This is a genomic window from Bradyrhizobium sp. Leo114 (genome assembly GCF_055229415.2).
Genome location: NZ_JBUYEN020000125.1, coordinates 1 through 4,494 on the forward strand (window position 1 = coordinate 1; position 4,494 = coordinate 4,494).

At 56.4% G+C, this 4,494-nt stretch carries 4 protein-coding genes and 1 pseudogene; 3 read left to right on the top strand and 2 right to left on the bottom strand.

Annotated elements, in window-relative coordinates:
* The first annotated feature begins 425 nt into the window (after window positions 1-425).
* The 3 genes and pseudogenes from ACZIRK_RS44620 to ACZIRK_RS44630 all read left to right on the top strand — a co-directional run.
* Entirely contained in the window at window positions 426-935 is a 510-nt protein-coding gene (locus ACZIRK_RS44620) for a hypothetical protein (RefSeq protein ID WP_245475178.1), read from the top strand.
* A complete protein-coding gene (locus ACZIRK_RS44625) occupies window positions 916-1,434 on the top strand; it encodes an IS4 family transposase (RefSeq protein WP_245475180.1) in 519 nt (172 codons plus the stop codon). Before ACZIRK_RS44620 ends, ACZIRK_RS44625 begins: the two co-directional genes overlap by 20 nt.
* A gap of 37 nt (window positions 1,435-1,471) precedes the next feature.
* Window positions 1,472-1,869, top strand: a pseudogene (locus ACZIRK_RS44630) (DDE-type integrase/transposase/recombinase); the annotation flags it as partial.
* A gap of 658 nt (window positions 1,870-2,527) precedes the next feature.
* Here the strand turns inward: ACZIRK_RS44630 and ACZIRK_RS44635 are convergent.
* Together ACZIRK_RS44635 and ACZIRK_RS44640 are read right to left on the bottom strand one after the other, a co-directional pair.
* Complete coding sequence (locus tag ACZIRK_RS44635; protein ID WP_130231508.1) at window positions 2,528-3,424, bottom strand: IS3 family transposase; 897 nt, start codon at window positions 3,422-3,424, stop codon at window positions 2,528-2,530.
* 713 nt (window positions 3,425-4,137) lie between these two features.
* Window positions 4,138-4,494 (bottom strand): hypothetical protein (locus ACZIRK_RS44640; RefSeq protein ID WP_474419782.1); only part of this gene is annotated, 357 nt, incomplete at its 5' end.

Here is a 4,494-nt window from a genome sequence, read left to right on the forward strand (position 1 = left end):
CCGCGCGCCGATGGCGGTCTGGCGGGCCGGTGTCACCGGCGCATTCGGCGAAGAGGCTGTGGATATGACGCTTCTCGCAAGCGAGAAGCTTGGACAACGCTGCGCGTTGCCCACATCCCCACAGCCAGAACAGCAGCAAGCAAGAGTAGCGTAAAGTTATTGGCAAGAACGAACGGCAGCAGTTCCACTTGAGAAACCGGACCCAGTGGTCCTCAGCATAGGGTCCACTTCAGTCCGCAACGAATGGCAGGTCTCGATCCGCAGAGCCTGCGCGGCGTTGGAGTTTGACAGGTCGACCTACCATTACAAGTCCCGTCGCTCCGGCTAGGCTGCCCTCGAACAGAAGATCAAAGAGATCTGTCCCCAAAAGCAACTCTCGAAGATTGGACGGAAAACCCCAAACGTACACGACATGCGGAATATTGATGCATTCGAGCCTTGCGGTGACCCTCGATGGGCTTCCACTGCGGCTCAGCGCTGTGAAGTTCTGGACCAGAAAGAAATTCAGAGGGGTCGCTGCGCTCAGGCGCGAGGTCAACCTGACACGGATCCCCATTGAAACCAAGGAGAGCATTCGGTGGCTGGAGAACCTCAAGCAATCCACGGAGCTTTTCGAGAAGCCATCGCAGTGCATCCATATCGGTGATCGTGAGGCCGATATTTATGAATTGTTTTGCGCCGCCCAAGAGGCTGGAACGCATTTCTTGGTAAGGACCTGTGTCAATCGCCCGGCCGGCGATGGCGATCATACCGTTGCAACGATAATGGACGAGGTCGTGGTCAAAGGTCTCCACCGGATCCAAGTCCAGGATAGCAAGGGCAATCCAGACCAGGCTATTCTTGAAATCCGGTATCGTAAAATCCGTATTCATTCTGCCACCGATAGGCAAGCAGTCGCGGTATCCAGCTTTGACTTTGACAGTGATCCACGCTGATGAAAGAGGAGCGCCAAAGAACAGAACGAAGATTGAATGGAAACTCCTGACCGACCTTCCGGTGCAATCGCGCGGGGATGCGATCGAGAAACTCGAATGGTATTCCCTGCGATGGAAGATCGAGGTCTTCCACAAGATACTCAAATCCGGCTGTAGGGCGGAGGACTCGCAACTGCGGACTGCTCAGCGATTGACGAATCTGATCTCGGTGTTCTGCATTGTGAGCTGGCGCATTTTTTGGATGACGATGCTCAATCGTTCAGCGCCAAATGCCTCACCGGAATTTGCGCTGACCAAAGCTGAAATCCAATTGCTTGATCGGCTCGTCAAAGACAAGAATCCAGTCAGCACACAACGAAAGACATTGTCGCATTATCTCATCAAGATCGCCAGGCTCGGCGGCTATCTCGCCCGCGCCAACGATCCGCCACCAGGGAATCTGATCATGTGGCGCGGACTATCGCGATTCATCGATATCGCAACGGGAGCGAAACTCTGACTCAAAAATGTGGGTAATCGTAAGCTTCGTCGTAGGCGTACACCGCGGATTGGGCCTGCAATTGCGCAACAAAACGCCCAAGCGCCGCGTCAAGGCCAAGCTGCGCGATGATCGCAAGCCGGCGACGCGATCCAACGAGACCTGGGCGATGGACTTCGTCCATGACCGGCAACAGGACACAAGCTTCGCGTGCTTACGATCGTCGATATCTCCTCGCGGTTCTTACCGGCGCTGGCGCCACGGTTCACCTTCCGCGGCGCCGACGTCGTGGCGGTGCTGGAAAGGGCCTGCAAGGAAGTGGGCTTCCCGGCAACGATCCGCGTCGATCAAGGCAGCGAGTTCGTGTCGCGCGATCTTGACCTGTGGGCCTACCAGCGCGGCGTCGTGCTGGACTTCTCGGGGCCCGGCAAGCCGACTGACACGGATGTTGTAGACAAGCCCTATGTCGCAGAAGCCTTGCTTTGTCGGGATCGCGGCTTTGCCCGCCACCGGGACGTGAACCTCGTATACTCCTCGGCGCATTCCACGCGTGCTCGTTCTTCGGCCCTCTTCGCGGGGATGTTGTAATCATAGGCCGATCCACGCTTGGCATGGCTGGTGGGTAATCCAGCGCGCAGTTCGATGCTCCGGAACTTGCGCGCCAGCAGGGTCGGCCTCATAGCATCACTCAAACCAGCCGAGTGTCCGGTCTGACGGGGGCAACTCCACTGACAGACCTTGCGGATCGGAGAGAGGGTCATGAGCGGATTCCTTGCAGCCTCGTCGGGCCAGAGCGCGGCTTATCCTTCCGATTCCGCCATCGTCTTCAGCCCCCTCCGTCCCGTCAGCGGCGGAGCTAACCGGTTATGAACCCGAGGGCGGGAGCCGTTCTGCATGACACAAAGGGGGACTGTACCGGATGGTGTTTGGCAAACCAACGAACAAACGAGCGCACAAATGCACGAATAAGCAAAGGCGACAACGCGATATATCCTGCCGCCGCCGCCGCCGCCGGCCTGCCATTAACGCTCTTAACTCGATCCATGCGTTTTACTCGACATGCCTGTCAAAGTCAGACCACTGAATGGAGTGGGCCCCTCGGGGTGGACAAGGATCAGGCTGCTGATTTGACCGTGCGCCGGGTGTGGTGATCCTCGAACTGTTGCGGGCTCAAATAGCCAAGGGCGGAATGGAGCCTGCGGCTGTTGTAGACTGCATCGATAAAACGTGGAAGGTTCTCGATGACATCGGCGAAGGTTTCGAAGGCCATCGGATAGACCGCCTCGATCTTGAGAGTCTTCATGAAGCTTTCCGCTTTCGCATTGTCATAAGGATTTCCGCGGCGGCCCATCGAGCCGACGACGCCATGCGCGACCAAGGCGTCGCGATAGAGCTGGGCGGCGTATTGCGAGCCACGGTCGGAGTGATGCACGCATCCGGGCGGCGGGTTGCGGCGTTCGATCGCCGCCTTCAGTGCGGCGAGTGTCAACCGGACATCGATCGACCGGCCGATGGCATAGCCAACGACACGCCGCGACCAGGCGTCGAGAATTACGGCGACATACACGAAGCCGCTCGTAATGGCGACGTAGGTAATATCCGCGACCCAGAGCTGATTGGGTCCGTCGACGGTCATGTCTTTCGCCAAATTGGGAAAGATCGGCTGGTCGTGATCGCTGTCCGTCGTCGCGATGTAGCGCCGACGCGCTCGCGGCTGAAGATCGTGCTCGCGCATGAGGCGCTTGATTTTCTTGTGGTTTACGATCATTCCCTGCTGCCGCAGGGCGGCCTGAACGCGCCGCCAGCCGTAATGTTCGAACTCGTCACAAATGGCTGCGATTGCTTCGACGATCGCGGTGTCGTCGGGCGCCGAGACCGGCACGTCATAGTAGGTCGAGCGCGAGGTTCCCATCAGCCGGCATCCTTCGGCGATGGAAAGCCCTGCGGGCCGGCAATTACGGATGTAGGCGCGCTTCTCCGCCGCGGTGCGTCTCGCAGAGCCCCCTAGTATTTTTCAAAAACTCGCTCTCAACACTAGCTATCAATAGAAGTTCTTATCCATCGGTCAATCTCACTAATAGTAAATGTCGCCTCGGTTTTTGGACGAGCCGAAACTGGTCTGCCGGTATAAACAGGTCCGTGTCACTTTCTTGTCATTGTTGTCCCCGGGCGGCGCTAATCTGGCTCTTCCAGAATTTGTAGCGGTCACTCGCAAGGGTCAATTGTTTGCTTATATGGACCTCTTCATTTCTAGGCTCCATCACTCACAAGCACTCCTCATATTCAATCGTTGTTTGTTTCTCCTTCGATCACGAAGCAGAACTAAACGGCTCTCTCTCGATGTCGTGGCGTTGTGGCAATCCAGCGAATGGGATGGCTCTCTCTCGTAGACGGCTAGTGGAGCTTATCGAAACCGCCAGGACCAGCTACTCAATTCATCATGCGCGCACTACTGCACTCAGGTACTACTATACGACCGAGCAAGGTGCCAGCACAGTGGTTCAGACAGGCAGGTTTGACGACCACCCCCACAAAGGATCGAACATTTCTCCGGCTTACCCTCCGCCCGGTCACATTGCTGACGGGCTTGTCTGGTTCGTCGCCGTGGATGTTATTTACGAGGGCCCCCCGTTCGAGGTGATAGTATACGGGCTTGCATGTCCACCTCAGTGATCGAAGTGCCGTACGTTGGCCTCGTGTTTGTTGAATGATGGTTGTCCGTCTTTATGTGTTTTGTTTGTTGTAGCAAAGAGATGCTGTATTCCCGCCGTATGAGTTTTTATGTGTAATGGTTTCGTTATAAATAAGTCGGCCCTGCCAATACAAGGCTTCTGAACGCCTCCGTTCTATTTCGTTGTAGTCGTCTGTATTTTTGTCCCTTGATGAGGACACATGCACAAATACACACACATACAAACATAGAAGACACAACCATATATCCTGCCGCCGCCGCCGCCGCCGCCGCCGCCGCCCGCCGTGTAAGCCCATAACATGCTTCCAAACACGCGACAAAACGACAAGCGGGCGGCCGGCAGAAAGAACACGCGTTTTAGCTGACGTTGACATCCGCTTATTCATTGG

Bases quoted from the DNA above. Each gene is read 5' to 3' on its own strand.
- ACZIRK_RS44620 (WP_245475178.1), top strand. From the start codon at position 426: ATGCATTCGAGCCTTGCGGTGACCCTCGATGGGCTTCCACTGCGGCTC.